The sequence below is a fragment of the Mycobacterium scrofulaceum genome, assembly GCF_002086735.1.
GTDB classification, from domain to species: Bacteria; Actinomycetota; Actinomycetes; order Mycobacteriales; family Mycobacteriaceae; genus Mycobacterium; species Mycobacterium scrofulaceum.
The window spans coordinates 69,063-94,789 of sequence record NZ_MVIJ01000013.1 but is presented as its reverse complement, the minus strand read 5'-3'; the positions used below and the strand labels follow the sequence as shown (position 1 = coordinate 94,789).

At 68.1% G+C, this 25,727-nt stretch carries 26 protein-coding genes; 10 read left to right on the top strand and 16 right to left on the bottom strand.

The features are described 5' to 3' along the window. Positions 1–135 precede the first annotated feature (135 nt). The gene (locus BST44_RS11155) at positions 136–816 is read left to right on the top strand and encodes a class I SAM-dependent methyltransferase (protein WP_083177174.1); all 681 of its coding nucleotides are present in this window, start codon (positions 136–138) and stop codon (positions 814–816) included. A gap of 116 nt (positions 817–932) precedes the next feature. Here BST44_RS11155 and mmpH read toward each other — a convergent pair whose 3' ends face one another. The 3 genes from mmpH to manT are packed head-to-tail and all read right to left on the bottom strand — an operon-like array spanning position 933 to position 4,013. Then, the gene (gene mmpH / locus BST44_RS11150; protein WP_083177173.1) at positions 933–2,009 is read right to left on the bottom strand and encodes an MMP endo-(1,4)-3-O-methyl-alpha-D-mannosidase; all 1,077 of its coding nucleotides are present in this window, start codon (positions 2,007–2,009) and stop codon (positions 933–935) included. Next, on the bottom strand, positions 1,996–2,754 hold the full coding sequence (locus BST44_RS11145; RefSeq protein WP_083177172.1) for a class I SAM-dependent methyltransferase: 759 nt from the start codon (positions 2,752–2,754) through the stop codon (positions 1,996–1,998). Before BST44_RS11145 ends, mmpH begins: the two co-directional genes overlap by 14 nt. Then, positions 2,748–4,013, bottom strand: a complete 1,266-nt coding sequence (gene manT, locus BST44_RS11140) for an MMP alpha-(1->4)-mannosyltransferase (RefSeq protein WP_083177171.1) — start codon at positions 4,011–4,013, stop codon at positions 2,748–2,750. The genes BST44_RS11145 and manT overlap by 7 nt, the downstream gene beginning before the upstream one ends. Positions 4,014–4,304: 291 nt before the next feature. On the opposite strand from manT, the gene BST44_RS11135 reads away from it, so the two are divergent. Continuing rightward, positions 4,305–5,858, top strand: a complete 1,554-nt coding sequence (locus BST44_RS11135) for a GMC family oxidoreductase (protein WP_083177170.1) — start codon at positions 4,305–4,307, stop codon at positions 5,856–5,858. 123 nt (positions 5,859–5,981) lie between these two features. Beyond that, positions 5,982–6,641, top strand: a complete 660-nt coding sequence (locus BST44_RS11130; RefSeq protein ID WP_439330711.1) for a DUF1906 domain-containing protein — start codon at positions 5,982–5,984, stop codon at positions 6,639–6,641. A gap of 179 nt (positions 6,642–6,820) precedes the next feature. On the opposite strand, the gene katG is transcribed toward BST44_RS11130, so the two are convergent. The 3 genes from katG to BST44_RS11115 form a co-directional block, all read right to left on the bottom strand. Next, positions 6,821–9,061 (bottom strand): catalase/peroxidase HPI, encoded by a 2,241-nt coding sequence (gene katG / locus BST44_RS11125; protein WP_083177168.1) that lies wholly within the window; start codon positions 9,059–9,061, stop codon positions 6,821–6,823. Between the two features lie 33 nt (positions 9,062–9,094). Then, entirely contained in the window at positions 9,095–9,535 is a 441-nt protein-coding gene (locus BST44_RS11120) for a Fur family transcriptional regulator (protein WP_167380190.1), read from the bottom strand. An 84-nt stretch (positions 9,536–9,619) separates the two neighbouring features. Next, positions 9,620–10,906: a L,D-transpeptidase gene (locus BST44_RS11115; protein WP_083177167.1), complete on the bottom strand. Its 1,287-nt coding sequence runs from the start codon at positions 10,904–10,906 to the stop codon at positions 9,620–9,622. Between the two features lie 124 nt (positions 10,907–11,030). Here BST44_RS11115 and BST44_RS11110 point away from each other — a divergent pair, with 124 nt between their 5' ends. Both BST44_RS11110 and BST44_RS11105 read left to right on the top strand, forming a co-directional pair. After that, complete coding sequence (locus tag BST44_RS11110) at positions 11,031–11,861, top strand: hypothetical protein (RefSeq protein WP_083177166.1); 831 nt, start codon at positions 11,031–11,033, stop codon at positions 11,859–11,861. A 59-nt stretch (positions 11,862–11,920) separates the two neighbouring features. Continuing rightward, positions 11,921–13,435: an FAD-dependent oxidoreductase gene (locus BST44_RS11105; protein WP_167380189.1), complete on the top strand. Its 1,515-nt coding sequence runs from the start codon at positions 11,921–11,923 to the stop codon at positions 13,433–13,435. A gap of 16 nt (positions 13,436–13,451) precedes the next feature. Here the strand turns inward: BST44_RS11105 and BST44_RS11100 are convergent, their stop codons facing one another. The 4 genes from BST44_RS11100 to BST44_RS11085 form a co-directional block, all read right to left on the bottom strand. Further along, positions 13,452–14,495 carry a class I SAM-dependent methyltransferase gene (locus BST44_RS11100; RefSeq protein ID WP_083177164.1) on the bottom strand — a complete coding sequence of 348 codons (1,044 nt, stop codon included), beginning with the start codon at positions 14,493–14,495 and terminating at the stop codon, positions 13,452–13,454. A 51-nt stretch (positions 14,496–14,546) separates the two neighbouring features. Further along, positions 14,547–15,719, bottom strand: coding sequence for a glycosyltransferase (locus tag BST44_RS11095; protein WP_083177163.1), 1,173 nt, complete (start codon positions 15,717–15,719; stop codon positions 14,547–14,549). 79 nt (positions 15,720–15,798) lie between these two features. Continuing rightward, positions 15,799–17,181 (bottom strand): PPE family protein, encoded by a 1,383-nt coding sequence (locus tag BST44_RS11090; RefSeq protein ID WP_083177162.1) that lies wholly within the window; start codon positions 17,179–17,181, stop codon positions 15,799–15,801. 47 nt (positions 17,182–17,228) lie between these two features. Further along, positions 17,229–18,644: a PPE family protein, SVP subgroup gene (locus BST44_RS11085; protein WP_083177161.1), complete on the bottom strand. Its 1,416-nt coding sequence runs from the start codon at positions 18,642–18,644 to the stop codon at positions 17,229–17,231. A gap of 499 nt (positions 18,645–19,143) precedes the next feature. On the opposite strand from BST44_RS11085, the gene BST44_RS29520 reads away from it, so the two are divergent. The 3 genes from BST44_RS29520 (at position 19,144) to BST44_RS11075 (ending at position 20,816) form a co-directional block, all read left to right on the top strand. Continuing rightward, positions 19,144–19,392: a hypothetical protein gene (locus BST44_RS29520; protein WP_142274453.1), complete on the top strand. Its 249-nt coding sequence runs from the start codon at positions 19,144–19,146 to the stop codon at positions 19,390–19,392. Positions 19,393–19,629: 237 nt separating this feature from the next. Then, positions 19,630–19,911 carry a DUF732 domain-containing protein gene (locus BST44_RS11080; RefSeq protein WP_083177160.1) on the top strand — a complete coding sequence of 94 codons (282 nt, stop codon included), beginning with the start codon at positions 19,630–19,632 and terminating at the stop codon, positions 19,909–19,911. Positions 19,912–19,973: 62 nt separating this feature from the next. After that, on the top strand, positions 19,974–20,816 hold the full coding sequence (locus BST44_RS11075) for an MOSC domain-containing protein (protein ID WP_083177159.1): 843 nt from the start codon (positions 19,974–19,976) through the stop codon (positions 20,814–20,816). 21 nt (positions 20,817–20,837) lie between these two features. On the opposite strand, the gene BST44_RS11070 is transcribed toward BST44_RS11075, so the two are convergent. From BST44_RS11070 to BST44_RS11050, 5 genes are all read right to left on the bottom strand, one after another. Next, a complete protein-coding gene (locus tag BST44_RS11070; protein ID WP_083177158.1) occupies positions 20,838–21,089 on the bottom strand; it encodes a hypothetical protein in 252 nt (83 codons plus the stop codon). A 44-nt stretch (positions 21,090–21,133) separates the two neighbouring features. Then, complete coding sequence (locus BST44_RS11065) at positions 21,134–21,376, bottom strand: DUF6480 family protein (protein ID WP_083177157.1); 243 nt, start codon at positions 21,374–21,376, stop codon at positions 21,134–21,136. Beyond that, complete coding sequence (locus tag BST44_RS11060) at positions 21,373–22,593, bottom strand: zinc-dependent alcohol dehydrogenase (RefSeq protein ID WP_083177156.1); 1,221 nt, start codon at positions 22,591–22,593, stop codon at positions 21,373–21,375. The genes BST44_RS11065 and BST44_RS11060 overlap by 4 nt, the downstream gene beginning before the upstream one ends. Positions 22,594–22,610: 17 nt before the next feature. Continuing rightward, positions 22,611–23,105 (bottom strand): SRPBCC family protein, encoded by a 495-nt coding sequence (locus BST44_RS11055; RefSeq protein WP_083177155.1) that lies wholly within the window; start codon positions 23,103–23,105, stop codon positions 22,611–22,613. Between the two features lie 163 nt (positions 23,106–23,268). Continuing rightward, positions 23,269–23,523, bottom strand: coding sequence for a hypothetical protein (locus tag BST44_RS11050; RefSeq protein WP_083177154.1), 255 nt, complete (start codon positions 23,521–23,523; stop codon positions 23,269–23,271). Between the two features lie 229 nt (positions 23,524–23,752). Here BST44_RS11050 and BST44_RS11045 point away from each other — a divergent pair, with 229 nt between their 5' ends. Together BST44_RS11045 and BST44_RS11040 are read left to right on the top strand one after the other, a co-directional pair. Then, positions 23,753–24,310, top strand: a complete 558-nt coding sequence (locus BST44_RS11045) for a CsbD family protein (protein ID WP_083177153.1) — start codon at positions 23,753–23,755, stop codon at positions 24,308–24,310. Positions 24,311–24,339: 29 nt separating this feature from the next. Further along, entirely contained in the window at positions 24,340–25,014 is a 675-nt protein-coding gene (locus BST44_RS11040; RefSeq protein ID WP_083177152.1) for an IF2 family translation initiation factor, read from the top strand. A 4-nt stretch (positions 25,015–25,018) separates the two neighbouring features. Here the strand turns inward: BST44_RS11040 and BST44_RS11035 are convergent, their stop codons facing one another. Then, on the bottom strand, positions 25,019–25,696 hold the full coding sequence (locus BST44_RS11035) for a cutinase family protein (RefSeq protein WP_083177151.1): 678 nt from the start codon (positions 25,694–25,696) through the stop codon (positions 25,019–25,021). Positions 25,697–25,727: the final 31 nt, after the last annotated feature.

The window sequence follows — 25,727 nt, the reverse complement described above, 5'->3', positions numbered from 1 at the left end:
CTGCGGGCGAGCACAGCACGATGGTAAAGCGGTAGCGCCCCGGCCGCTGGGCTTAGGGGTAGGGGCCCGGCCCGGTTTGGCGGCTGACCTCGACCACCGTGCCGGCGCGGTCGACGGGAACGATAGGTTCAGCTGATGAGTCACGTCGACGCGAGTGCGCCCGAGCGCTTGTTCGCGCTGGCCGAGCAGGTACAGGGATTCCTGCCCGCCGACGAGGGCCGCGCCCTCTACGACGCCGCGCTGCGGTATCTCGACGGCGGCGTCGGGGTCGAGATCGGCACATACTGCGGCAAATCCACGTTGTTGCTCGGCTCCGCGGCCCAACAAATGGCCGGGGTGCTCTACACGATCGACCACCACCACGGCTCCGAGGAGCACCAGCCCGGCTGGGAATACCACGATGCCTCGCTGGTCGACGAAGTCACCGGCCTGTTCGACACGCTGCCTACGTTCCGCCGCACGCTCGACGCCGCGGGGCTCGACGACCACGTCGTCGCCGTCGTGGGCAAGTCGCCGGTCGTGGCCTCCGGGTGGCGGGCACCCCTGCGGTTCCTGTTCATCGACGGCGGGCACAGCGAGGCCGCCGCGAACCAGGACTTCGAGGGGTGGGCGAAATGGGTGGCCGTCGGCGGCGCGCTGGCCATCCACGACGTGTTCCCCGACCCCAAGGACGGCGGCCGGCCCCCGTACTACATCTACCGTCGCGCACTGGATTCCGGCCAATTTCAAGAGGTTTCAGCCACCGGGTCGCTCCGGGTCCTCGAACGGGTCAGCGGCCAGCCGGGCGAACCGATTCCGGGTGTACCGCCAGGCTGAGCCGGACAGCGCCGGCCGCCGGTCAACGCACGGCGATCAGTCCGATCTGACTCGGCGCCGCACCAATGCCCCGAGGTCCCATACCTCTCAGGCGCCGAGGCGGCACCGTACGTCGCTCACCAACCGGGACCGGCGGTGACGCATTCGCAGTCGAAGTCGGTCTGCAGGCCCATCGGCAGTCCGTCGCCGCGGAAAATCCCGGCCCCGGCAGTGGTGTTCGACAGCGCGTCCGCGGCGAGGATCATCGCCGCGCCCGTCCACGTGGTGCGCTCCTCGGGCCACCGTTTTCCGTCCGCGAACACCAGCCCCGTCCAGTACGAGCCGTCGGCCTCACGCAAATGCTGCATCGCGCCGAACTGTCGGTGGGCGTCCGCGCGCTCGCCGATGGCATCGAGCGCCATCACCAGTTCACATGTCTCGGCGCCCGTCACCCACGGCCGGTCGGCCACACAGCGGATGCCCAGGCCGCCGACCACGAAGTCGTCCCAGCGCCGTTTGATCCGCGCAGCCGCCTCGGGCCCGCGCAGGGCGGTGCCGAGGATGGGGTAGTACCAGTCCATCGAGTAGCGGTCTTTCTCGGTGAACGCCTCGGGATGGGCGGCGATGGCGTGCCCGAGCCGGCCCAGCGCCAGTTCCCATTCGGGCTGCTGCTCGTCGACCAGCGCGGCGAGCGCCAAGGCGCACCGAATGCTGTGGAACACGCTCGCACAGCCGGTCAGCAGCGCTTCGGGTAGGGGACCGGCTTCGCTTCGCGCCCAGCAGATCTCGCCATAGCCGACCTGCAGATCGATGACGAAGTCGATCGCCTTGTGCACCACCGGCCACATCCGTGCGGCGAAGCGCCGGTCGCCGGTGACGAGCACGTGGTGCCATACGCCGGTAGCGATGTAGGCGCAGAAGTTGCTGTCGCTGTTGGCGTCTTCGACCACCCCCGCGCGGAGCTGGATGGGCCACGAACCGTCGGGGCGTTGGGTGCGGCGGCTCCAGTCGAACGCGGCGCGCGCCGGTTCCAGCAGTCCGGCGGTGGTGAGCGCCATCGCGCACTCCACGTGATCCCACGGATCGGTGTGGCCGCCCTCAGACCACGGAATGGCTCCCGAGGGTTCCTGTGTGGCTGCGATAGATTGCGCGGTTTGACGGCATTGCTCGGGGCTAAGGACGCCCGGGACCGATGGCGGGTTAGACCGACGCAACTGAGTACCCCACGGTCGCTTGCCGTTCGACCGCCGGCTGTTTGACGAAATACATCGCCACGCTCTTGCCGACCAGCGGATTGAGCACCGATTCCGCCAGCTGCGTCACTTTCGGTCGTCGCATCAAATCCCAGACCAGCAGCTTGTGGTAGGCGGTCACCGCACGGTGATCGGTGTTCGACACGCCCACCGCGCATTTCAGCCACCAGAACGGGGAGTGCAATGCGTGAGCGTGGTGGGTATGCGTCAATTCCATCCCGCCGTCGAGGATCTTCGCGCGCAGTTCGCTGGCCCGGTAGATGCGGACGTGCCCGCCCTCGTTGCTGTGGTACTCGTCGGAGAGCAGCCAGCACACCCGCTCCGGAAGCCACCGGGGAACGCTGACCGCCAGGGTCCCGCCGACCTTGAGTACCCTGACCAGTTCGGCGATGGCCGCGTCGTCGTGCGGGATGTGCTCGAGGATCTCGGACGCGATCACGCAGTCGAACGTCTCGTCGGCATAAGGCAATTGGAGCGCGTCGCCGAGCACCACCGTCGCCGACGCCCCGGCGGGCGCCTCGCCCGTCTCGGCCATCGCCCGCAGGATGGTGTCCACCGCACGCAATTCGTCCGCATCGCGGTCGAACGCCACCACGTCGGCGCCGCGGCGATACGCTTCGAATGCGTGCCGGCCGGCGCCACACCCCACGTCGATCACCTTGGTGGCCGGCCCGACCCCGAGCCGGCCGAAATCGACCGTCAGCATTGCACTTCGCCTTCGGCGGCGGCCGAGGCGGCCTGGCGCGCGATCGCCCGCTCGTAGACGCGCACGGTTTGCGCGGCCACGGCTTCCCAGCTGAAAACGTTGACCGCGCGGATTCGTCCCGCTTTGCCCATCCTCCGTCGCTTCTCCGGGGAGTCGAGCAGGTCACCGAGGGCGCGAGTCAGCGCGTCGACGTCGGCGGGCGGTACCAGCTCGGCGCATGCGCCATCGGCACCAAGGACTTCGGGGAGCGCACCCACGCGACTCGCCACGATCGGCGTGCCGCTGGCCATGCCCTCCACCGCGGGCAGCGAAAACCCTTCGTAGAGCGACGGAATGCAGGCGACTTCGGCCGAGGCGAACAGCGCGGCCAGCTCGGCGTCGGAAAGCCCGCTGGTGATGTGCACGATGTCGGAGATGCCGAGCTCGGCGATGAGTTTATGGGTGGGGCCGTTGGGTTCCACCTTGGCGACGAGCCGCAACTCGAGATCCCTGCTCGTGCGCAGCCGGGCGACCGCCTGAAGCAGGGTGCGCACGCCCTTCAGCGGGGTGTCGGCACTCGCGATCGCGATGACCCGGCCGGGTTGGCGGGGAAGCGATCCCGGCTTGAACAGCTCGGTGTTCACGCCCAACGGCACCACGTGCAGCTGGTCGGGCGCCACGCCGAAGTCGTCGACGATGTCCGCGGCCGACGACGACGAGACCGTCAGCAGGTCGGGGATCTGGCGCGCCACCTGCTGCTGCATCGCCAGGAATCCATACCAGCGCTGCACCAACGGCTTTCGCCACCATCGCGCGGCGGCCAGATCCAGCACCCGGTCGCGGGTGATCGGATGGTGCACGGTGGCCACCACCGGCAGTCCCGCGCCGGCGATCGTGAGCAGTCCGGTGCCCAGGCTCTGGTTGTCGTGGACGACGTCGAAGTCGCCCATCCGCTCGGCCAGTAAGCGGGCGGCGCGCAGCGTGAACGTCCGCGGCTCCGGGAAGCCAGCGGTCCACGTGGTGAGCAGTTCCAAGACGTCGATCGAGTCGCGGATCTCACTGGGTCGCGGCACGCGGAACGGGTCCGGCTCGCGGTAGAGGTCGAGGCTCGGCACCTTGGTCAGCCGCACCCGCGGGTCGAGCAGGTCGGGATAGGGCTGGCCGGAGAACACCTCGACGTCATGACCGAGCTCGACCAGACCGTGGCTGAGATGGCGCACGTAGACGCCCTGTCCGCCGCAATGGGTCTTACTACGGTAGGACAGCAGGGCAATTCGCATACTCAACTCTTCTTTGCTGGTGAACGACCGCGGAATAGCGCCGAATCCATCGCGGTCAACGGGCTCCCGAACTCCGTGACAGCAAACTGGACATGTGTCCAGACTATAGTTCGATCGCCTAATCGAGCGCAACGAGCTCGAACATCACCGGTTCCCGCGTAGACGGTCTCACGGAAATCCGGCACCCAAGGATCATGCCACCCGGCCCCGAGAGGGCTTGAACCGTTCGGCTCGCCCGCGCGTGCATCCAGGTATATGCCGCTATACCCAGCCGGGAAGTGAGGAGCGCTCGTGGGTGCTGAATTGAAACCGCGCTACGACGTCATCGTGTGTGGCGCCGGGTCGTCCGGGTCGGTGATCGCCGCACGGCTGGCTGAGAACCCCGACGTGAAGGTGCTGCTGCTGGAAGCCGGCGGCTCCGACGATCTGCCCGCAGTGATGGAGGCGAGCCGATGGCCCGCCAATCTGGGAAGTGAGCGCGACTGGGGTTTCGCGGCCGAACCCGATCCGCGGCTGCACGGGCGCTCCATACCGTTCTCGATGGGCAAAGTGCTGGGCGGCGGGTCCAGCATCAATTTGATGGTCTGGTCGCGTGGACATCGCGGCGACTGGGACTACTTCGCCGCCGAGTCCGGCGAGCCGGCCTGGGCGTACGACCAGGTCTTGGAGCTGTATCGGCAACTAGAGGACTGGCAGGGCACCGGCGAGCCGGATCATCGGGGCAGGGGCGGGCCGGTGTTCGTCGCGCCGGCTTCCGACCTGCATCCGCTCGCGCCGGCGGTGCTGGGCGCGGCGCGGGCTCAGGGCATCCCCACCTACCAGAGTCCGAACGGCCGCTTGATGGAAAATGCGCGCGGCGCCGCGATCGCCGACCTGCGCCGCCGCAACGGCAGGCGCGAGTCCGTGTTCCGCACCTACGCCGGCCCGCTACTCGGTCGGCCGAACCTCACCGTGTTGCCGCACGCGCTGGTGACCCGCGTGGTCTTCCACGGCGACCGGGCAGCGGGCGTCGAAGTCGTGCACGAGGGCGCGGTTCATCAGGTGGCCGCCGAGGCGGAGGTCGTATTGTCACTCGGCGCGATACACACCCCCAAGGTCCTGATGCAGTCCGGCCTGGGCGACGAGGAGGAACTGCGGCGCGTCGGGATTGCGGTCCGCCGGCATTTGCCCGGGGTCGGCCGCAATTTTCAGGATCATTTCGGGTTCGACTGCGTGTGGGAGTTCCCGGAGACGGTGCACGTCGACACCCAGGTTGGGGCGACGATGTTCTGGGACTCGGGGGCAGCCGACGTTCAGGGCCCCGATCTCTTCGCCTGCCTGGGCCCCTTCCCGAAGGCCACCCCGGAAAACGCCGCGAGATACGGCCTGCCGGCGAACAGTTGGATCCTGTTCGGGGCCCCTACGCACCCCGCGAGCCGCGGACGCCTGCGGTTGTCGGGCGCGAACGCGGCCGATCCGATTCGCATCGAAGCGAACGCGCTGTCGAATCCCGACGACCTCAAGACCGCGATCGCCTGCGTCGAAACGCTGCGTGAAATCGGCAATTCCGCTCAATTGCGCCCCTTCGTCGCACGCGAAGTCATGCCGGGCGACCTCTCGGGCGCCGAACTCGACGATTATCTGCGCTATGCCGTCACCACCTACTGGCACGAATCGGGGACGGCGAAGATGGGCCGTGATCCCATGGCGGTGGTCGACGGACGCCTGAAGGTGTACGGCATCGAGAACCTGCGCGTCGCCGACGCATCCGTCATGCCGCGAATCACGAGCGGCAACACCATGGCGCCCTGTGTGGTGATCGGAGAGCGCGCCGCCCACTTCATCAAGGCCGAGCACCGGTTCTGAGCTCTTTGTTACCATCGCGCGGTGCGATCGGTCTCACGGCGCGACCTCCTCAAATTCGCCGCACCGGTTCTCTTGGGCCTGGGCGCGACGGCCGCGCCCGGCAACGAGGCGCGGGCCGCCGACATGCGGCTGATCGATTTCGCCGAGCGGCGCATCGCACCGGACGAGATCAAAGGGGCCGGCTACGCCGGGGTGGTCAACTACGTGTCCGAGTCGCGTCCGGGCGCGAACTTCGAGGCGAAGCCCATCACGCGCGAGTACGCGGACGCGCTGCGCGCCGCCGGTCTTCAGATCGTCAGCAACTTCCAGTACGGCAAGCCCGGCTGGCCCGATCCGTCGGACTCCACCCGCGGCTACGACGGCGGGGTCGCCGACGCCCAGACGGCGCAGCGGCTGCACTCCGCGGCAGGGGGACCGGGTTCGGCGCCGATCTTCTTCAGCATCGACGACGACATCGACCAGAACTTCTGGAATACCTCTGGCGTGCAATGGTTTCGGGGCATCAACTCGGTGCTGGGAGTGGGCCGGACCGGAATCTATGGCCACGCCCAGGCCTGCGGCTGGGCGATCCGCGACGGCGTCATCGGAAACTCGAGCAGCCCGGGCCACCGGTGGGCGTGGCAGACGAAGTCTTGGTCACACGGTGATCGCGAGCCTGCGGCGGTGCTCTATCAGGCCGTGGTCAACAGCCCGAACAACCCCAGCCCGCTGCTGGGCGGGATCAACGTCGACATCGATGACGTCCTCGCCCCCGACTACGGCCAGTGGGACTTCGCGCGCTGACCGCCCGCGTGCCCGCGCCCGCCCGGCTCACGAGACATAAACCAGTGCGACCGTTTGCGGCGTGTCGTCTACGTAGGTTATGTGTCGCGAAACGACCTGGACCCCGCGCTGCCCGGACGCCCTGACGCACGGCGCCCCGCGAGCCGAAGGCCCACGGGGCGCCGCTTGGTATCCGGCAGTTACTTGAGATCGAACCGGTCGCTGTTCATGACCTTGACCCAGGCCGCGACGAAGTCCTCCACGAACTTCCCCTGGTTGTCATCCTGGGCGTAGACCTCGGACAGCGCGCGCAGCACCGAGTTCGACCCGAAGACAAGGTCATTCGCGGTCGCGGTCCACTTGACCGCGCCCGAGGCACGGTCGACGACCTCGTAGACGTTCTCCGCCGACTCGGACGTCTTCCACGCGTTGTCCATGTCCACCAGGTTGACGAAGAAGTCGTTGGTCAACGCGCCGGGCCGGTCGGTGAACACCCCGTGCTTCGAGCCACCGTGATTGGCACCGAGGGCACGCAAGCCGCCGACGAGCACCGTCATCTCCGGGGCGGTCACGCCGAGCAGATACGCCCGCTCGATCAGCAGGTGCTCGAGTGGGGCCTTCTCGCCGGGTCGCACGTAGTTGCGGAAGCCGTCGGCCCGCGGTTCGAGCACCGCGAACGACTCCACGTCGGTGTTCTCCTGGGAAGCGTCGGTGCGCCCGGGCGCGAAGTGCACGGAGATCTCGTAGCCGGCGTCCTTCGCCGCCTTCTCGACCGCCGCGGAACCCGCCAGCACGATCAGGTCGGCCAGCGAGATCTTCTTGCCGCCCGATGCCGAGCCGTTGAAGTCCTGCTGGATCTTCTCCAGCACGGGCAACACCTTGTCGAGCTCGGAGGGCTCGTTGCACTCCCAGTTCCGTTGCGGCTCCAGCCGCAGCCGTCCGCCGTTGGCGCCACCGCGCTTGTCGGTGTTGCGGTAGCTGCTGGCCGCGGACCACGCGGTCTTGACCAGCTGGGGAACCGACAGGCCGGACCCGAGAACTTTGCTCTTCAGCGCCGCGACGTCGTTCTCGTCGACCAGCTCGTGGTCGACGTCCGGTACCGGGTCCTGCCACAGCTGCGGCTCGGGGATCCACGGCCCGAGGTAGCGGCTGATCGGCCCCATGTCGCGGTGCAGCAGCTTGTACCAGGCCTTGGCGAACGCCTCGGTCAGCTCTTCGGGGTGGTCCAGCCAACGCCGCGTGATGTCGCGGTAGATCGGGGACTCACGCATCGAGATGTCGGTGACCAGCATCGTCGGCGCGCGACCCGGGCCGCCGAACGGGTCGGGGATGGTGCCCGCTCCGGCGCCGTCCTTGGCGACGAACTGCCAGGCGTCGCCGGGGCTCTTCTGGAGCTCCCACTCGTACCCGTACAGGGTCTCCAGGAAGGTGTTGTCCCACGTGGTCGGGGTGGGCGTCCAGACCACCTCCAGCCCGCTGGTGATGGCGTCCTTGCCCACACCCGTCCCGTACGAGCTCTTCCAGCCCAGCCCCTGTTGCTCGATCGGGGCGGCCTCCGGCTCCGGGCCGACCAAGTCGCCGCTGCCGGCGCCGTGCGTCTTGCCGAAGCTGTGCCCGCCGACGATGAGCGCGGCGGTCTCCTCGTCGTTCATCGCCATGCGACCGAACGTCTCGCGGATGTCGATCGCGGCGGCGACGGGATCCGGCTTGCCCTCTGGGCCTTCCGGATTGACGTAGATGAGACCCATGGTGGTCGCGCCGTACGGCTCGGCCAGGTCGCGCTTACCGGAGTAACGCTTGTTGGTGCCCAGCCATTCGTCCTCCTCGCCCCAGAGGATCTCCTCGGGCTCCCAGACGTCTTCGCGGCCGAAGGCGAAGCCGAAGGTCTTGAACCCGAACGATTCCAGCGCGCAGTTACCGGCGAAGATGATCAGGTCCGCCCAGGAGATCTTGTTGCCGTACTTCTTCTTGACGGGCCACAGCAGCCGGCGGGCCTTGTCCAGGCTGACGTTGTCCGGCCAGCTGTTGATCGGGGCGAAGCGCTGCATGCCCTGGCCGCCGCCGCCGCGCCCGTCGTGAATGCGGTAGGTGCCGGCCGAATGCCAGCTCATCCGGATGAACAGCCCGCCGTAGGTGCCGTAGTCGGCGGGCCACCAGTCCTGGGAGTTGGTCATCACCGACATCACGTCGGCCTTGAGCGCCTCGACGTCGAGCTTGGCGAACTCGGTGGCGTAGTCGAAGTCATCGCCGAGCGGGTTGGACCGCGGGTTGTGTGGCTGCAGCATCGACGGGTCGACCTGGTCCGGCCACCAGTCCCGGTTGGTCAGGGGTGCATTGGATTTCGGCTTGGGGGAGGGGATTGCGGGATTTTCGCTCTCGCTGGTGCTGGCCGTCTTGCTGTCCTCGTGGGGCGGCCGGCTCTGGGAGATATCGCTGGACACAGCATTCCTTTCTTAGGGGTGATGGGCTGCGAGCTAGGAACCTGCGGTCGAACAGTCGGGGCACACGCCCCAATAGATGACCTCGGCCTCGTCCAGGACGAAACCGTCGAGAACTTCGTTCTCGTCAGATGGGGTGAGGCACGGCGCGGCACCGACCGCGCAGTCGATGTCGGCGATGACGCCGCAGGACCGGCACACCACGTGGTGGTGGTTGTCGCCGACCCGCGACTCGTAGCGGGCGACCGACCCGGAAGGCTGGATCCGGCGGACCAAACCCACCGTGCTCAGCGCGTTGAGGACGTCGTATACGGCCTGGCGGGACACGTCGGGCAGGCCTTCGCGGACCGCCGAAAAGATGGTCTCGGTGTCGGCGTGCGGGTGGGCGTCCACCGCCTCCAGCACCGCAATCCTGGGGCGGGTCACGCGCAGGTCGGCCATCCGCAATCGTTCCGGGTAATCGGCCGTCGACGACACCGCACCAATATGACGCACTTATCTGGAACGAGTCAAGACTTTACTGTGAAATAGCGCACAACTGTGGGTGTCGAATGAGCTGCGTCACGTGGGCTTCAGTGCGCTGCCTTTGCGCCAGTCGTCCCAACTGATCGTCCAGTCGCCGTTCTGCGCCAGCGTCAGGGGCGGACCGCCGCTGTTGCGGACCTCGACCACGTCACCGGGCACCGAGAAGTCGTAGAACCATTTCGCGTTGTCCGCGTTGAGGTTCAGGCATCCGTGCGAAGTGTCCCGGTGACCCTGGGCCCACACCGTGGCGTCGAGCTCGTGCAGGTAGATGCCGTCGGTGCTGATCCGGGTGGCGTAGTTGATCGTCTCGCGGTAGCCCAGCCGGGAGTTCTTGGGCAGCCCGAACGTCGAGGAGTCCATGACGACCGGGTTGCCCTTGTCGAGCACGGTGTAGACGCCCGACGGCGTCCACAGCGAGATGCTCTTGCCGCCGACGTTTTCGGTGCCGCCCATCCCCATCGAGGTGGGCATCGTGCGGACCAGCGCTCCGTTGTTGAAGACGCTGACTTGTTTGGTGGCGTCGTCGGCGATGGATACGTGCGCGTCACCGATTCGGAACGACACCTTGGTGTCGTCCTGTCCGAACAGCCCATCGCCCAAGGCGATCCCGTAGATCTTGGCCTCTGCGGTAACGGTCGTGCCCGGTGCGTAGTAGTGCTCCGGCCGCCAGTGGGCGGTTTGGTCGTTTACCCAGTACCAGGAACCCTGGACCCTTGGGTCGGTGGTCACCGCCAGGTGCCGCTCGGCTTCGGCCCGGTTCGCGATCTGCTCGTCGAAGTGGGCCACGACCACCGTCCCGACGCCGTACGTGCCGCCATCCTTGAGTCCGGCCTCCGACGTGGTGGTGAACGAGACCTTGGTCTGGTTCGACGGTCTGAGCGTGGAGAACGACGAAACTTGTTTCGAATCAACGCCATTGGAGCCCCGGCTAATGACCGTCAGGGTATAGGTGCGGCCGTAGCCCAGGGGGACGGTGGGCTTCCAGACGGTGTTGTCCGGCGTCATGACGCCCTGCACCGACTTGCCGGTCTCGTTGACCATCTGGACGTCGGTCAGCGTCCCGGCGTCGGCCTTGACCACCACGTGTGCGACCGGGTCGACGTCACGGGCGTCGGGGCCGGGCGTGATCGTGACTTGTGCCGGACCCGGCGCTTTCGATGAGGCGCCGTGGCGACCGCAGCCGCCGCCGAAGCAATCAAGCGATGCCGCGATCGCGACGGCGCCCACGACTGCGACGATCGCCGACACGGCCACCAGCAATCGGCGGGATTTGCGATCCCCGAGGATCCGGCGAAGCGGCCCGTCACTGGTCTTGGACATCATTGAGCTGTCGGATCCTTGCGTTGTGTTGGGGTTGGTCGAAGTCGCTGCCCAGCGCGACGATGTTGCACATCAGATGCCACGGACGTGGGGTTTCTAAACCGGCGGGCGCGGGGATGATGGCGTCATGACCGGCGACGAGCTCGACAGTCTCTACTGGGCGCCACCCAAGGATTTCACCGCGGAGCGCACCAAACTGGCCGCCGCGGCCCGGCGCCGCGGGGACGACGCCGGCGCCAAGCGGATTTCCGCGGCGAACAAGCCGACCACGGCGGCGTGGATCGTGAACCGGCTCGCACTGCGCGACACCGACACCAAACACCGCCTGGCGGAACTGGGGGACCGGTTGCGCGCCGCACATGCCGAGATGGACGGCGCCCTCATCCGGGACCTGTCGGCCGAGCAGCATCGGCTGATCGTCGAATCCACGCGGGCGGCGCTGGAAGCGGCCGGAGTCGACAACCCGTCCTCCGCGGTGCGCGACGACATCACCAGCACGCTGCAGGCGGCCGTCGCCGACCCGGAGGTCAGGGAGCGGCTCGGCCGGCTGGCCCGTCCCGAGCAGTGGTCGGGGTTCGGCGACGTCGGCGCCACCGCACCGGTGACCACCGCCGGGACCGTAAAGGCGACCGGAAAGCTGAAAGGGCGGTCGACGCCGACGCGGGCGCAGCCTCGGAAGGAGACCGCACGGGACGCCGCGGCGCAGCGACGGCGCGAGAAGCTGACCGCGACATTGACGGCCGCCGAACGCCACAAGGCCGACGCTGACGCCGCTCTCTCGGAGCGCCGAGCGCAGCGCACCGCGGCACGGCTGAGGCGCGACGAGGCGCTCGCGGCGCTGCGCACCGCCGAGGGCGAACTCGAACGCGCCGAAGCCGATTACGACCGGGCCAAGCAAGCCGCCCGCGCCGCCGGGGAATCGGTCAAGGAGGCGAAAGCGCAGCTGAGGCGCGCGTGACGCCGGCCGGCGGGCCGCGGCGGGGTTTCCCCGGGGCAAACCCGGGTATCAGCCCACGCGTGACGTCTTTATGGTTGGCCGAGCGGGCCGAACAACCTTGGGCCGCAAGCAAGCTTGACGACGGCCCCCGATCCGCGGATGTCATCGTGGTGGGCGCCGGCATCACCGGGCTGATGACCGCGGTGCTGCTGGCTCGCGCCGGCAAGAGTGTGCTGGTGCTCGAGGCGCGCACCGCCGGGGCGTGCGCCACCGGGAACACCACCGCCAAGATCAGTCTGCTGCAGGGCACCCACCTCTCGAAGATCCTGCCCCGGCACGGCAGGGAACTTGCCCGCGCCTACCTGGACGGCAACCGGGAGGGCCAGGACTGGGTGATCGATTACTGCCGGTCCCATGACATCTCGGTCCAGCGCGAGGACGCCTACACCTACGCCCAATCCGCCAAGGGCGTGCCGTCCGCCCGCCTGGAGTTGAAGGCGTGCCAGGCGGTCGGGTTGCCCGCAGTCTGGGACGACGACGCCGACGTGCCGTTCCCGTACCACGGCGGGGTGCGGCTGCCCGATCAGGCGCAGTTCGATCCCATGCCGTTCCTGGACGCGCTGGCCAAGGAGCTGATCGGCCGCGGCGGCCGGCTCGTCGAGCACACCCGGGTCCGGCGGGTGTCCACCCGCGGCGACCGAGTGCGGGTGCACGTCAACGACGCCGACCAGCGCGACGTCGAGCTCGAAGCCGCGCAGCTGGTTCTCGCGACCGGCATCCCCATCCTGGACCGCGGCGGCTATTTCGCCCGCGTGAAGCCGAGCCGGTCCTACTGCCTGGCGTTCAAGGTCCCCGGCGACATCACCCGGCCGATGATGATCTCCACCGACTCGCCCACCCGTTCAGTGCGCTATGCGCCCGTCGCGGACGGCGAGCGGCTGATCGTCGGCGGGGCGGGCCACACCGTGGGCCGCAAGAAGAGCCCGTCGAAGGCCCTCGAGGAACTCGCGTCGTGGGCCCGCGAGCACTATCCGGGTGCCGAGCAGACCCACTTCTGGTCGGCGCAGGATTACACGCCCATCGACCAGCTGCCCTACGTCGGACCCATTCTGCCGGGCACCGAAACCATCTTTGTGGCAACGGGATTCAACAAGTGGGGGATGACGAACGGCGCCGCCGCGGCGTTGGCCTTGTCGAGCCGCATCCTTGGTGGGCGAATGGACTGGGCCAGGGCGTTCGCCAGCTGGAGCCCGCACGAGCTGTCGGGCCTGCCGACGGCTCTGCAGGCCAACCTCGAGGTGGGCTTCGATCTGGCGAAGGGCTGGCTCACCCCACTGCTGCGCACCGGTCGCCGCAGCCCCGGCGCGGACGAGGGCGGCGTGGTGAGCGGCCCGCCGTGGCATCTCGAGGCCCGCTGCCGCGTCGGTGGCCCCGATGGCACCGAATATCGGGTGTCGCCGGTGTGCCCGCACCTCGGAGGGATCGTGAACTGGAACGACGCCGACGAGGCGTGGGAATGCCCGCTGCACGGGTCGCGGTTCGCCCCGGACGGCACACTCCTCGAGGGGCCGGCTACCCGCGATTTGACGGCCTGAGGCCGGGGCGGAGCGCTCAGTCCGCCTTGCGGTAGACGAGCCAGCGCAACTCGATCGGCGAATCCCCGGGCTCGACGTCGAACACATCCAGACCGTTGGCCCATCCCTCGAACCAGCCCGTGGGCGGCCAGCTGCCGTCGGGCAGGTGGGCCTTCTCGTACTCGCAGGCGGAATCGTCCGCGGCCAGTTCGAGGGGAAGCCCGGCCGTCGCGCCGGCCATCTCGTCGCGGGTGAAGATCATGGTGTTGCACTGCTGACCGATTTCCAGCGCCGCGGCATCCGGAACGTAGCCCTCGCGGGGCAGGAAGGTGTTGAACACCAAACGCCCGCCCGGAGCCAGGCAGTCGGCGGCGAGTTCGAACAGGCCGCGCAACTCGTGGGTCGTCCGGAAGTCGGGCACCACCTCGGCGAGCACCATCAGCTGGTATTCCCCATGGACGCCTTCCATCGCGGTGAAGACATCGCTCTGGATCACTTGCACGCCAAGGGATTCACTCTGCGCCTCCGAGCGCATGACGTCAGCGAGCTTCGCCGCCATTTCGACCGCGTCCACCGGGTGGCCCCGGCGGGCCAGCGCGAGGGCGTTGCGCCCGGTTCCCGCTCCGACATCCAGCACGCGGTAGGTCGCCGGATCGGCGGCCTCGGCGGCCAGCGCCAACACCCGCGCGTCGGGCTCGGTGCCGAACAACGGCGGTGGACGCACCGCCACCCATTCGTCGTAATCGGCCTCGAGCGTCCGCCATTCGGCTTGCACGCGAAAGTTCACTCCGGTCCCGAAGGGTGCGTGGAACGAGATGACGATGTCCGAACGGGGGGAGGCCTTGAACCCCTTGGCCAGCTCGGCCTCCAAAACGGTCCTGAGCTGAGAAGACTGTTCGGGCGTGTGCCAGACGCCCAGGGTTGCGCAGATGTTGCCGCAGATCTGGACGTATTCGTCGATCAAACCGGGTACCGCCGGCACCCTGATCTGGCCCTCGGCCACCGACCGGCGATACAACCGCCTGATCATCGCTTCGTGCAGCATCGACGGGTCGAACGAGCTTGGCGGCGGATCTTGCACCAGAACCTTCTACACGACCCGGCCGGTTTGCACCACTGAACGGCGAGGGGATCAGCCCGCGCGCGCCGCGCCTTCCAAGAGGTCGGCGGCCAGGGTGACGCTTTCGGCCGGCTTGGTCATCTGTGCGGCCACCTCGCGGGCGCGCGCGACGTGATCCACGGCGAGTAGGGAACGCAGGTCGGCGACCAATGAATCGTAGGTCGATTCCGCGAAGGGCCTGGCGATCCCCACCTCCAACCGGCTGACTGCGGACGCCCACATCGGCTGGTCGAGCCAGAGCCAGAGCACCAACATGGGTACGCCGGCGCGCATGCCCGCGGCCGTGGTGCCGGCGCCCCCGTGGTGCACGATCGCGCGGCATGCCGGAAAGACGGCCGCGTGGTTGACCGCGTCCACGATTTTGGTGTGGGCCGCCGGCTCGAGGTGGGTGAAATCATTTGGCCCGCTGCAGATCAACGCCCGTTCGCCCACCTGCTCGCACGCCGCGGTGATCACCGCGACCGTCTCGGGCGGCGAGCTGACCGGCGTGCTGCCGAAGCCGAAGTAGATCGGCGGCGGTCCGTCGGCGATCCACGACAGCACCTCGTCATCGGAGTCGGTCGCCATTTCCAGCGTCAGCGACCCGACGAACGGCCGCCGATGCGCCGATTCGCCCCACTCGGCCCTCAGGTCGGGCAGGCAGAACTCCTCGTAGGCCTGGATCTCCAGCGCCTGTCGGGCCGGCGATCGGGCGGCTTCGGGTAAGCCGAGCGCTTCGCGTTGCGCGCCCTCGGCCACCGTCGTGACGGGCTCCTGGAACCCGCCGAGCTCGAGCGCCCGCGCGGGGAAGAAGTGCAGCGCCGCGAACGGCATGGTGTGGAGCTCGGCGACATTGGCGGCGAGCCGCTGCTCGTTCATCCCGGCGACCAGCAGGTCGGCCCCCTCGGCCAACGACGCCAGTGCCGTACCCTTCTCCGCCCATACCTTCGTGACACGCTCCATGACTTTCGGCAGCGCGCTGATCGGATCCTGGACGCGCTGAACGAAGTCCGTGGCCGCGGTGATCTGCTCTCGGGTGTCCGGTCCATAAGCAACGGCGGTCAGCCCGGCCGATTCGACGAAGCCGATCCTGTCGGGCGGGACCGCCATGAGCACGTCGTGTCCCCGGCGGAGCAGCTCGCGACCGACGGCGGCGCACGGCTCGACGTCGCCCCGGCTCCCGTAGCTTGCCAGCACAATTCTCATCGGTGAGACCTCACAGTCATCAGTCGCGGTCATGCTACAGACCCCTGGCGACTGCTGGCCTGCCCGAGGGTGAATAGCTTCAACGCCCGAGTAGCTCGTTCTTCAGCTTCTGGTATTCCTCGGTGTTCAAGTGTCCCTCGTCGCGGAGTTTGGTGATCTCGCGGATCCTGGCGGCGACTCCGGTCACCACCACCCGGGGCTTGACGGGCGGTGCCTGGCCATCGCTGCCGGGCACCGCGCCGCCGAAGCGAGCAACCATGCGCTGGCCGGTCACCTTGCCGCCATCGTCGCCGCCGCTTGGGGCCCCGGCCATAGCGCGCCCGGCCATGCCCGCCACTCCCATGTCACCAAGCATGTCGCTCGAGCCGACTTCCAGGGGCGCCGCCACGGCGCTGTCGATGCTGGTGAGCGGCGACACCAACGCGGCAGGCCGCAGCTCCGACGCGGCGACGGCCCAAGCCTGCGGCACGGACAATCCCCCGACTGCCTTGGCCCCGGCCAGACCCGCCGACATCGTTGGCACCGCACCCGGGCTCAGGTTCGTCAGGGTCGCCGGAAAATTCCAGACGGGCGCGGGCCCGTACCCCGGCCAAACCTCTTCGCCGTTCCACCCGCTGACGATGTCGTCGGTGTGGAAACCGATGAGTGTGCCGAGGGCGGCGATGGGAAGATCGACCGGGCCGGCGATGACCACGAGCGGGAGGATTACCCCGAAAGTGAGCACGCTGGACGGCGCGCTGACGAAGATCGTGACCAGGTCGGCCAACGTCGAAAGTGGGTCCGACGCGGCTGCCGGCGCCGCGGTCGCCAGGCTTTGGAGCGCGGCGGGCACCGCGGAGAATGTGTGGCCGACGTCGGACACGACGCCTAGTGCATCGCCGGCCGGTGCGCTGACCGCCTGGCTGACCGCAGCTGCCTGGCGGGCCGGGCCGGCCGGATCGGTGTTCTGCCCTGGCGAAGTCAACGGCGTCAACGCGGTCGCGGCCGCCGAGGAACCGGCGTAGGTGTACATCGCCGCGGCGTCCTGGGCCCACATTTCGGCGTACTCCGCCTCGGTGGCGGCGATCGCCGCAGTGTTCTGTCCGAAGAAGTTGGTCGCCACCAACGCCGCCAGCAGGCTGCGGTTGGCCGCGATGATCGGTGGCGGGACCGTGGCCGCGAACGCCGCGTCGTAGGCGGCGACCGCGGATGTCGCGCTGGCGGCGGTCTCCGCCGCCAGCGCAGCAGTGCCGCTGAGCCATTCCATATAGGGCGCCGCCGCAGCCGCCATCGACGCCGACGTGGGGCCCGACCACGGTCCGGCGGTCAACTCCGCCACCACCGATCCAAACCTGCCGGCCGCTGTGTAGAGTTCGTCGGCCAATTGCGCCCACGCCTGTGCCGCCGCCGACAACGGCGCCGCACCCGGACCGGCATACATCCGACCGGAGTTGAACTCCGGCGGAAACATCCCAAAATCCATTGCGGCGCATCCCTTTTCGGATAATCGCGATGTAGGCGAACGGCGGCTCAGCGACCGAGCAGTCGGTTCTTCTGCTCGGTGTACTCTTCCTCGGTCAGAATTCCCTCGTCGCGCAGCTTTGCGAATTCGCGCAGCTCGGCTGCCACTCCCGTCACCACCGCCCGAGGCGGGGTTTCCGGCGCTGCGGCTTCACCGTCCTCCGCCGCGCCCGGCGCGGTGTTGGCCTCACCCGCGGGGGCCGGCACGCGTTCGGCTCCGGCCCCTTTACCGCCACCTTTACCGCCACCACCGGCGCCCATGGTCCCTGCGATGGCTCGCCCGGCCAGGCCCGCCAATGCCATCTGGCCGAAGGTGCTCGAGCCCGGTGCGGCCCCTTCCTCGACCACACCGGCGGGTGAGGCGGGCAACGCGGGCAAAGTGTAGGAGACGGGACGTACCAACGGCGTGGCGATGGTCCACGTCGCCGGCACCGACAAGGTCCCGACCGTGTTGGCCTCGCCGACACCGGCGGAAACCGTCGACGGCGGGATCGCGCCGGGGCGCAGATTCAACAGCGGCGCGGGGAAGGGTTTGACGGGCGCCGGCCCGCTGCCGGGCCAACTCTCTTCTCCGTTCCAGCCACTGACGATGTCATCGGTGTGAACACCGGTGTAGTAGCCGCCGATGTCGAAGGGAAGAGCCACCAGGCCAAGGGTGCTCAGCGGGACGTCGACGAAAATGCTCGCAAGCCCGGCCGGCAGGTCGACGAAGATGGAGACCAGGTCGGCCAATGTATTCAGCTGGCTCGTGGCGGTAGGGGCTGCGACCGCGAGACCCTGCAACGCGTTGGGCACCGCGGAGAAGCTCTGCTGGAGCGACGAAACGGCGTTTTGCGCCTCGCCGACCGAGGTGCCGGCGGCCTGGGTGACGGCGGCCGTTTGGCCCGCAGGCCCGCTCGGGTCGGTGTTCTGTTGCGCGGCGACGAACGGTGTCAATGTCGTCGCGGCTGCCGACGCACCCGCGTATCCGTACATCGCTGCGGCGTCTTGGGCCCACATCTCGACGTACTGCGTCTCGGTGGTCGCGATCGCGGAGGTGTTCTGTCCGAACAGGTTGTTCGCCACCAACCTTGCGAACAGAGCGCGGTTCGCGGCGACCAATTGCGGCGGAACAGTATTTGCGAACGCTTCGTCGTAGGCCGCCACCGCGGCCCTGGCCCGCATAGCGGTTTCCTCTGCCTGCGTAGCGGCGCCGCTGAGCCAACTGACGAAGGACGCGGCCGCAGCCGCCATCGACGCGGACGACGGACCCAGCCACGGGCCGGCAGTGAGACCTGATATCACCGACTGATACGCATTGGCGGCAGTATGCAGCTCAGCCGCCAACCCCTCCCAGGCCTCTGCCGCGGCCACCATCGGTTCCGATCCGGCGCCGACATACATCCGGCCGGAGTTGACCTCCGGGGGGAAGATCGCGAAATCCATGTCGGTCCCTTAACTGAGGTTGAGCCGAAAAACCATGGCGGTGGACGCGTCCCGGCGGACGCATGTGAACACGGCACATCGGATCTCACAGCCGGCGCCGCCGAGCACTCGAAATGGGCTTAACGCATTTGCTGCACGCACCGGATGATCACATCCCTTCCCGTTGCTGACTCGACCCGGTTTGCCGCCGGGGAATCGCGCCGAAAACGCTGCGGCGCTTCTTACGTGATACACGGGATGCCCCGACCGGTTCTGGAAAGATCGGCGCAAATACGCTGCCCACCAGCGCAAAGCCCTTACCCCCTCCCTTAGGCCATTATGCAGCCCTGGGCAGCGTCTGGCGATCCGGAGTCGATTCCCAAGGGTCGCAATGCTAAACCAAGGGACCACAGCGAGGAAGTTGTGGCACCAGGCACCTGTTTCCCACGTCCGGGGACTCGCGGCCGGCGCCAGATTGCTGCCGCACGAGCGGGCTAGCGGCACTGACACCAGCAGTGCGATGGCGGTGGCCGGTGCCACCGACCCCATGGGCGCCAAAGATGTCCAAGATCGACCAATGTCAGAGGCAATTGTTGCGCACGAATTTTGTGTGATGATGCGTCATTTCTGCGAAAACGGGCGAATCGTTGAATTGGCGGGCGGGTCGCTTCTTCATCGCCATTGGCTAGTGATCGTCGATATCCCGAAAGCCGAGAACCTGGTATTTGCGCGCCCGCGCGCGTTACGGTCAGCTTCGCCGGCACGCTGAACAGCGTGCGGCCGCTTCAGCACCGACTTCGTCCGCATCGGCGCCGCCGGCGAGGAGCCAATCTGAACCCCCGGCAGCGACCGATCACTTTGCTCCCGGGCTGGAGTGGCAATTTTCCTACATTTAATAATTGCGGCAGCTTCCCACTCATATACTGACCGCACCTAGACACCGACAACAAAAGAAGGGCACGAAATTCTTCCACCGCGCTGGCTGGCCAGACTGACAATTCCCGTCATGGTTGGCGCTGCCCTTACCGCAAGCGCCGCGGTCGCATCGGCCGACAGCACGGACGACGCATACATCGCGAAACTGCACAACCTCGGATTCACGTGGCCTTCGTCGAGCGATTCCGACATGATCGCGATGGGGCACGCGGTCTGCGCCGACCGAATGGCCGGCAAGACGCCCGACGCGATCGCCACGGACCTGCACTCCAACATGAGCGCGAAGGGCTTCACCTTTGCGGACATGACCGGCTGGGTGAGTGCGGCCGAATCGACCTACTGCCCGGGCTGATCGCCCCTCCCGCATACCCTGAGCGGGACAGTTTGTGCGGTCTCGCCGGGTAGGGATTGGCAATGCAGGATTCGACGGCCTCGTCAGGCCTGGTCGCGGGGGGCATGTGGGTGCACAGCCTGCTGCGCTACCCGGTGAAGTCGATGCTCGGCGAAGCGGTCGCGGCCATCTTCGTCGACGAGCACGGCGCCGAAGGGGACCGCCGGCTGGCGCTGCTCGACGCGGACACCGGGCACGTGGCCAGCGCCAAGAACGCCCGATTGTGGCGGGGCCTGCTGAAGTGCACCGCCACCGCGGACGCCGGCCGGGTGAGCATCGGCCTGCCCGACGGAACCATAGTGGCGGCCGACGACCCTGGCATCGACGCCGAGCTGTCACGGCTGTTGGGGCGGCCGGTCCGCTTGATCGCCCAGCGCCCCGAGGGCGCCACGTTGGTACGCCCGGACCCGGAGAAGTTGCTCGAGCTGGGCCTGGACGCCGAGGTCGGCGGGCGCATTCTGCAGATCGCCCAGACGACCCCGGGCGACGCGTTCACCGACGAAGCCCCGCTGCACGCGATCACCACCGCCACGTTGGAGCACATCGGCGTCGAGGCGTTGCGATACCGGCCCAACGTGGTGATCGCCACGCCAGCGGACTTCCCGCCGTACGCCGAAAACGACTGGGTCGGTCGGGATTTCGCTATCGGTACTGCGCGGCTGCGCGTGCTGACGGCCACCTCACGGTGCGTCGTGCCGACACTCGAGCACGGCAAGCTGCCGCGCGCTCCACAGGCGTTGCGTACACCCGCGACCGAGAACCGTTGGGACACAGGAGGCCACGGCGCCCAGCCGTGCGCGGGAGCTTACCTCGCAGTGGTGGCGGCGGGGGTGATCCGCATCGGTGACCGCGTCACCATCGGATGATCAGCCCTGCCTGCGCGCAGGTCAGGCACCCAGGTTGCGAAGCGCCGTGTCGAGTTCCTCGGCCTGCTCCGCCAGCTCGCGTTCGGAGAGCTGCGCGCCTCCGGCCCGCGCCAGCACCTCCCCGCGGGTCGCGAGCTGCAGGGCGCCACGGTAAGCCGCTGTATCCAACTCCGCCGGCGAGGCGACGTCGATGCGGCCCTCGATCGCGACCAGGACGGACTGTTCGTCTTGCGAGTCCAGCAGGCGCCGGACGTCGTCAGCGCTTACGGTCATGGCCGCCCCCACGCGCCGGCGCGCATCGCACGAAACATTTCACGTTAAGCCCCAACCATTTTCATCACGAGCAGCACCGCGACCGCGAGGAACACCACGGCGAAGATGCAGACGCCGATCACGGTGAGCACCGAGCTCGGGGTGAACCGCCGGGTCGCAGGCGGTTGATGCTCGGCCACGCCCGAGGTTTGCGGCGCGGCAGGAGGCGTGGCCCCCGGCGACACGCCGCCACCCGGCTCCAGCCCGGGCGTCAGAACCGGATCGGGGTTTGGCGGACGGTCGGTCATCGTTGGTCCTCTCCAGGGCGCCCGGCGTGCGAGGCGCCGGCTTTCGCGCCGGGCCGTATCGCCACCCGGACGCAATCGTCTTTCTTGTTCTTGAACAGGTCGTAAGCGAGCACGCCTTCCTCGAGCGACAGGTCGTGGGTGATGAGCTTGGCGGGGTTCAGATCCCCCTGCTCGACGTAGTCGAACAACCGCGACATGTACCGCTGACCGTGCTGCTGAGCGGTCTTCAGGGTCAGCCCTTTGTTCGTCAGCACCCCGGTCGGGAACTTGTCGGTCAGCCCGTATACGCCGAGCACCGACACCACCCCGCCCTTGCGGCACGCCAGGATTGCCTGACGCAGCGCGGTGGCGCGGTCGGTTTCCATTCGCAGGAACTGCTTGGCGCGGTCGTAGAGCTGCTGTAGGCCGGTGCCGTGGCCCTCCATTCCGACGGCGTCGATGCAGGCGTCCGGCCCGCGGCCGCCGGTCATCTCGCGCAGCGTCTCGTGGACGCTGTCGACCGCGGCGTAGTCGATCGTCTCCAGCCCGAATTCGCCGTGCGCCAGGGCCAGACGCTCCGGAATACGGTCGATGACAATCGCGCGTTCGGCGCCGAGCAGCAAGGCGCTGCGGGCGGCCATCAGACCCACGCCGCCGGCACCCCAGACTGCCACCGTGTCCCCGCCGGCGATATCGCAGAAATCGGCGCCCATGAAACCGGTGGGCACCGCGTCCGACAGGAAGAGCGCCTGCTCGTCGCTGATGTCACCCGGAATGGCAAAACAATTCGCGTCGGCGAACGGCACCCGGACGTATTGGGCGTGCGAGCCCGCGTAGCCGCCGAACGGGTGGGTGTAGCCGTAGATTCCCCCCGAGGGGTAGCCGAGCAGGGGCTGCTGCAGTTCGGCGTTGGGATTGGTGGTGTCACAGCAGGAATACATTTCGTGCTCGCAATACCAGCACTGGTTGCAGGCGATGAATGACGGCACCACCACCCGGTCGCGCACCTGGGTTTCCCGCACCTCGGAACCCGTCTCCACGACGACGCCCATGAATTCGTGGCCGAAGACGTCACCTTCGCGCATCCCCGGCAGGTAGCCGTCGATGAAATGCAGATCCGACCCGCAGGTGGTGGTGAGTCGGACTTCGACGATCGCGTCGTGGGGATTCAGTATTTTCGGGTCGTCGACGGTCTCCACCGACAGGTCGTTGACCCCGTTCCAGCACAGCGCGCGCATGCCTCGCCGCCTTTCGCTTACCGCGCGGAGCTTCGCGCGCTCGGGTTTGTTCGGATGGTCGGGACCTCGCCGGTTTGCATCAGCGCGCGCAGCCGGTAGAGGACCTTGAACGCCGCGGCGCCGGCCAACAGGCCCGGTGCCGGCGTAGTGGCCCGCAGCGTCACCTCGGTGCCCAACTTCCCCGGGGCGGGGCGATAGGTCACCGTGATCTGCTTCGTGTCGCCCGTACCGACGAATCGAAGCCCCTCTGGTTCCGGGATCAGCTCCGAATCCCACACCGTCTTCGGCCCCGCGAGCAACCGCCAGCGATAACGGTCCTGGCCCCGAAGCTCGACCTCGGCGATGTCGCCGAGCACCACCGACATCTGCACCGGATCGCGCCAGAACTGCTCGATCCGCTCAACGGGGCACGCGATCGTGACCGTCTGGCCCGCCGAGGGGCGGGGCTGCACGGTAGTGACCTTCTTCACCGCCCCCAGCACCTGGTCTTTGGCGAAATTCACATAGCTCACGCCACTCCCTCCGTCGCGGGCTCCATCGCGGCGTTGCATTCCCGCCCAGAACGCGCCCAAACGGGGGACGGAATCACTGTTCGACGGGCGCGACCGCCCGCCGGGAGGGCGTCGGCTATCGCGTTGCAGATGAACGCTATTCGGGCGGCGTGGCGGCCGGTGGCTACGCTTCCGCGTGCGGAGTGGGGCTTTGCGCGGACTCCCACTTCGATTCGAGGGACCTCGTCACCGTGGTACCCGCGCGCATCTCGAGCTGGAAGGTCTCCCCGTCGTCGTCCTCGAAGGTGACGACGTAGCCGTCCCCGGTGGAGTCTTTGAACACCACCTTGTAGGGCCGTTCACCAGGGCCGCGGTCGACGGCGATGATGTCGCCAGGGGAGACGTCGTCGATGAGGTCGTTACCGGAGACTTCGGACATACAGTCGACGGTAGCGGATCGAGGATCGGGACTCGTTCCGGCCGCACATCAGCGCACGAATACTATTGCGGCCCAATATATTTCGTTCTCCTGCGACCCCCTGCCGCGAGTCCGGACGGGTGGGTGACGCAGGTCACACGCGGGTTTGATCGGCGGCATCGGTGGAATGCCTGACTGTGACACGAACGAATGAACTCAGTTCTGGCTAACGCCGCAAGGAGACTGTCGAATGAGCGAACAGAACAAAGCCGACGAAGCGCGTCGGGGCCTGATCGATTCGGTCAAGGGCAAAGCCAAAGAGGTCTTCGGGGCTGTTACCGGCAACGAATCGCTGACCGCCGAGGGGCAACTCGAGCAGACCCAGGCCCACGAGCGCAAGGAGGCGAACGCGACGGAGGCCGTCGCGGAGGCCCAGGCAAAGCAGGCGCAAGACCGGGCCGCCGAAGCCAGGGTGGAAGGCGCCCAACAGCGGGTGGCCGCCAATGCGCAGGCCGTCGCCACCGAGGAATCGATCGAGGCCCGCGAGGCGGCCGAGAAGCGGGCCGCCGATCAGGCCGCACTGCAGCGGGCGACCGCCGAGAAGTCCCGGGCCGAACTGGACGCGCAGCAGGAAGTGCAGCGCGCAAAAGCGGAAGAGCGCGCCGAGATCCGGGAAGCGTCGGAGGACGTCGTCGACGCCGTCGCCGAGCACCAGACGTCGGTGCAGGTGGCCCGCCACGAGGAGTCCGAGGCCGACCGTCTGCGGCGCCAGGCCCAGAACGCGACCAACGAAGCCGACCTGCCCTGACGGCGGTCCACAGACAGGAGAAGAAGTTGATGAAGATATCCGAAGTCCCGTTCGCCGTTCTGCGGTTCCATTACCAACTGGCCCGCTTCCCGCTGCAGTTGATCGAGGATCGGGTCGTCACACGGATCCCGACCGAGGCTCCCGCGCGGCTGCTCTTCGAGCGTTCGCTCGGAATGCTCGACACCACGATCGGCAACGTGCTCGATGACCCGACGCTGGTCGAACGCGGGACGGCGCTGGTGGAACGCAGCGACGCGCTGGGCCGCGCGGCCGAGCTGGACGCGAAGGCCGCGGCCCGCAAGGAACAGGCCGACGCGAAGCTGAAGGGCGCCCGGGACGAGGCGATCGAGGGCCGGCGAGAAGCCCAGGCGGCAACGCAGCAGGAGATCCAGGACGCCCGCAAGACCGCCGAGCAACGCAAACGCGAGGCGGCGCAGTCCGCCCAGCAGCAGAGCGCCGCGGCCAAACGCCGCGCCGACGAAGCGGCGGACCGGCAGAAGCGGACGGTCGAATCGGCAAAACGGCAGGTCGAGAGCAGGACTCAAGCCGCCGAGAAGGCCGCGTCCAAGGCCGCGGCAGCGAAGATCGACGAGGCCGAGGACAAGCTGGGCGACGCCGCCGAGAAGCGCTCAGAGGCGGACCGGGTCGCGCAGCTGGCGGCCGCCGAGCGGCGGCAGCGGCAAGAGGAGCGCGCCAACGACTGATGGGTCAGACGCGCGGCGCCGGCCCCTGGTTGACCTTGTTGGCCGCGAACGTCGCGGCCTGGGCGGTCATCCCGGCGTCGATGTAGGACACGTGGGCCATGATGTTGCCGCCGGCTGAGCAGATCGGATCGTCGGGGGCGCACAGGCTGATGGTCTTGGACCCGTACGCCGGGTTGATCCTCGGCAGCGGTTGCCCGCCCCACAGCATGGTCGAGAAGCCGCTGGTGGGTTCGCCGAACAGGGCGACGGCGGCGACGTGGTCGGCGACCGAGGCCGGCATCGCGTTGGTGGCCAGGTCGATCACCGTCGAGCCCTGGGAGTAGCCGCCGAGCACGATCTTGGAGTTCGGGCAGCTGGCGACGGTGTCCTGGATGTGCGTGCTGGCGTCGGCGGAGCCGGCGTTCGCGCTGTTGTGGTAGTCGTCGTTGGCCGGGTAATTGACGGCATAGACGTCGACGGACTTCCCGCCCAGCTGGGAGGTGAGGGAGTCCACGAAGGCCTGGCCGATGTTGCCGAGACCGGGCTCCTGGTGAGTGCCGCGAGCGAAGACGACGGAGACGTCGGAGCAGGCGTCGGCGGAGGCGGCGGGCAGGGCCGACGGTTGCCCGGCCGGGATGGTCAGCGCCGCCCACGTCGTGACGACCGGGACACCGACGATGCGAGCAAATCTGCGTGCACTCATGCCGAAATCCTGTCACATCACCGGCCGCCGC